Annotated in this window: 2 protein-coding genes and 1 pseudogene; 2 read left to right on the top strand and 1 reads right to left on the bottom strand. The window is 62.3% G+C overall.

Annotation, left to right across the window (positions count from 1 at the left end; all coding sequences use genetic code 11):
• A pseudogene (gene tnpC, locus AXW67_RS36340) lies at window positions 1-1,306 on the top strand (IS66 family transposase); the annotation flags it as partial.
• A 195-nt stretch (window positions 1,307-1,501) separates the two neighbouring features.
• On the opposite strand, the gene AXW67_RS45140 reads toward tnpC, so the two are convergent.
• Window positions 1,502-2,086, bottom strand: a complete 585-nt coding sequence (locus tag AXW67_RS45140) for a transposase (protein ID WP_136623343.1) — start codon at window positions 2,084-2,086, stop codon at window positions 1,502-1,504.
• 160 nt (window positions 2,087-2,246) lie between these two features.
• Here AXW67_RS45140 and AXW67_RS36325 point away from each other — a divergent pair, with 160 nt between their 5' ends.
• Window positions 2,247-3,839 (top strand): ISL3 family transposase, encoded by a 1,593-nt coding sequence (locus AXW67_RS36325; RefSeq protein WP_082908118.1) that lies wholly within the window; start codon window positions 2,247-2,249, stop codon window positions 3,837-3,839.
• Window positions 3,840-3,903 lie beyond the last annotated feature (64 nt).

Genomic DNA, 3,903 nt, shown 5'->3' with positions numbered 1-3,903 from the left:
GCCGTGGCCAAGACGACGACGGTGCGGGGATTTACCCGCAAGCGCGCCGAGCGCCAGACCTTCCCCGAGCACCTTCCCCGGGAGCGGGTGGTGATCGATGGGCCGACGGCTTGTGAATGCTGCGGCAGCAATCGCCTTCGCAAGCTCAGCGAGGACGTGACGCGAACGCTGGAAGTGGTGCCGCGCCAGTGGAAGGTGATCGAGACGGTCCGGGAGAAGTTCTCCTGCCGCGACTGCGAGAAGATCAGCCAGGCGCCGGCGCCGTTCCATGCCATCGCTCGGGGATGGGCTGGCCCGAGCCTCCTGGCCATGATCATGTTCGAGAAGTTCGGTCAGCATCAGCCGCTAAACCGCCAGGCCGAGCGCTACGCTCTGGAAGGCGTGCCGATCGCACTGTCGACCATGGCGGATGCCGTTGGGGCGGTCTGTGCCTCGCTAGATCCGTTGCTGCGCCGCCTTGAGGCCCAAGTGATGGCGGCCGAGCGCCTTCATGCCGATGATACGACCGTGCCGGTGCTGGCCAAGGGCAAGACCGATACGGGCCGGTGCTGGATCTACGTCCGGGACGACCGGCCGTTTGGGGGGCGCGGACCCACCGGCGGCAATGTTCTATTACTCACGCGACCGCAAGGGCGAGCATCCCCAGGTGCATCTGGCCCGGTATGCCGGCATCCTGCAGGCCGACGCCTATGACGGGTACAACCAGCTCTATCTGGCGGGGCGCCAACCCGGACCGATCCGGGAGGCTGCCTGCTGGTCGCATGGAAGGCGCCCATTCTTCGCCATGGCCGACATCGAAGAGAATGTGCGGCGCAAGGCTGCGGGCAAAAAGGAAATCCCGCTCTCTCCGATCGCGATTGAGGTCGTGCGGCGGATCGACGCGCTGTTCGAGATCGAACGCTCGATCAACGGCAAGAGCGCCGAGGAGCGCCTTCAGGTGCGGCAGACGCTGAGCCGGCCCTTGATCGAAGACCTGCAGGTCTATATGCGCGAACAGCTCGCCAAACTGTCCCGCGGCCATGACCTGGCCAAGGCGTTCAACTACATCCTCAAGCGTTGGGCGAGCTTCACGCTGTTCCTGGAGGACGGGCGAGTTTGCCTCTCCAACAACGCCGCCGAACGAGGCTTGCGAGGCATGCATTTGGCCGGAAGTCCGGGCTGTTCTGCGGCTCTGATCGCGGTGGACGGCGTGCGGCGGCCATGTACAGCCTGATCGTCACAGCGAAAATGAACGGCGTCGATCCGCAAGGTTCTTGCCCGCATTGCCGCCCATCCGGCTCATCGGCTCGACGAACTTCTGCCCTGAAATTGGAAGCCAGCGCTCTCCGCTCAAGCCGCATGACCACCCACGTCAATAAGGTCCATCACGTCACCACAATCAATCGCGTCGCCGAGGATCTTGGCGTAGATGAGGACTGGCTGCGGGACGTCGCCAATGAAATGGAGATCGAGGACAGCGCCATCCGGGTCTATGGCGTCGGAGAAGACGGTGTCCAGGCGTTCACCAACGACCTCGTTGATATGCATCGCCTTGAGCGCGGCCGCGTTCGCCCGCACCTTGGTCGACGGGATGTGGTTGAAGATGTTGCTGCACCAATGCTAACAAGGCATTGCCAAGCCGCCTCAACGAAGAAGCGGCCGCGCTCTCAGTATGCCTCTGGCAGGCATCGGTGAGCCCACGCTCCTTGAGATGCGTCGGGAGCGCACTCCAATCGCCTCGCCCTCCGCAGATACCGAGTATTTCCCGATCGCCGTTCACCGTTGCGGACTTCCCCCGCCCGGTGCGCTTCAGCACAATGCCGTCGATATAGCGGTGCTGGCCCTCAATCGGGCGATTGAGCCAGGCTTCGATCGGAACTTCTTGTTCAGCTTCGATGGACGGAGATACTCCATGCCCACGGCAGCTCAGTGATATGCACCCGCCGCACCGGCCAAATAGCTGGCGCAGCTTCGGTACCCTTAGGCTCACCTCGCCGACCTTGGTCCGCAGATTGCGCTCGTTGCGCCCGGCACGGGTATCCCATCGTGCTTCGCTGCACTCGTAGGATGCGTTTTGCGAAGCCGGTCGGTCTCGGAGTCCAGCAATTCGCTCAGCGTGAACTCTACGATGCTACCACCCGAGGTGATTCTTGAACCTCTCGTCGTCAACGTGGTTCTTCCGCATATTTGATGCAAGTTGGCGGATTCACGGAAGGCGCGAATAAGGCCATAAGGTCAGAATCGCAGTCGACGTCCGTGATTCGCCCTTGTTCCATTCCTTGTGCTCGCTGGTCTCCCCCGAGCTTTCGATTGTCCAGATCCTTCCCCAGGGCGACAAGGTGATGCTCGTGGCTCGGACGAAGTCAGCGGTCTCGTTCTGTCCCGGTTGCGGCTGCCAGACCGGCCGCGTCCACAGCCATTACGTGCGACGCTTAACCGATCTGCCGTGGCAAGAGCGGATTGTCGAGATCCGGCTTAACGCGCGACGCTTTCGATGCGCGAATTCGCAGTGCCCGCGCCAGATATTTACTGAGCGGTTGCCGGAAACCGCGCGACCGAAAGCGAGACGAACGTCCCGTCTCCGCGACAGGCAACTGGCGATCGGTTTCGCGGTCGGCGGCGAGCCGGGCGCACGTCTGTCGCACAGACTTGGCATGCCGACCAGCGGAGACACGCTGCTACGGATGATCCGCGCAGCCGAATTCAAGCCGCTAGAGCCGCCGCGTGTGATCGGCATCGATGACTGGGCCTGGCGCAAGGGGCAACGCTACGGCACCATCATCTGCGATCTGGAGCGCAATCGCGTTATCGATCTTTTGCCGAATCGGAATGCCAATGCGGTCGCGTCCTGGCTGGGACGCCATCCCGGCATCGAAGTGATCGCGCGCGATCGTGCCGGCATTTATTCTGAGGGCGCCCGTCGTGGTGCCCCCGAGGCGACGCAGGTCGCCGACCGTTTTCATCTTCTCCAAAACCTGGGTGAAGCGCTGCATTTGGCTGTTTGCCGTCATCGCAAGGCGATCGGTATCGCTGGAAAGGCCACGATTGCGGATATGGTCGAAGATCAAACCAAGCTCGAACCACCAATAGAGCCTTCTACAAAGCTTGATCAGCTGCGCCGCGCGCGGCGCAACCATCGCCGTTCACTCTATGCTGAAATCCTCGACTTGCGCGCCGACGGCCTGTCGCCGCGCGGGATCGCGCCGCGGATCGGCATGAGCGTGAGGACGGTCGAGCGCTGGCTTGCTGCGGGCGGTGAGCCTGAGCACCGGCGGCCACCCGCGCGCTCCGTCCTCGTTGATCCTTTCCGAGATTATTTGGAAAAGCGCTGGGAGGAAGGTGAACGCCGCGCGCTGGAATTGTGGACCGAAATCAAGCGCCGCGGTTTTGAAGGCAGCAAAACGACCATCTACCGATGGACTGCTGCCCGCCAGCAAGGCTCACCGACGTCCGCGCCAAATGTGCGATGGCGACCGCCCTCGCGCCGCAACTGTGCACGGCTCCTGAGCAAAGAGTCTCGATCGCTCGATCAGCAGACCGAGCGGTTCCTTCACCATCTCCATCAGGTTGCGCCGGAGCTTTCCAACGCCGGTGAGCTTGCTCGACGTCTTGCGGCCTTGATACGGGGGCATGATGATACGAATCTCGAGCAATGGATCGAGGATGCTTCGAGCAGCGAACTGGCTTCGCTTGCAGAAGGCATCGGCCGCGACATCGCGGCTGTTCGGGCAGCCATCACCCAACCCTGGAGCACCAGCCCCGTCGAAGGACAGATCAACCGCCTCAAGACGATCAAGCGCCAGATGTATGGCCGTTCAGGATATGCACTGCTCCGAAACAGGCTACTGGCCACCGCCTGACAACGCACAATCGCTCACGATGAAACGCGAAGAGGAGACCTGCACCAAATATGCGGAAGAACCC

The organism is Bradyrhizobium neotropicale (assembly GCF_001641695.1).
Lineage (GTDB): Bacteria > Pseudomonadota > Alphaproteobacteria > Rhizobiales > Xanthobacteraceae > Bradyrhizobium > Bradyrhizobium neotropicale.
Note: the sequence above shows the minus strand (reverse complement) of the source record. Positions and strands in the feature narration are given on the sequence as shown.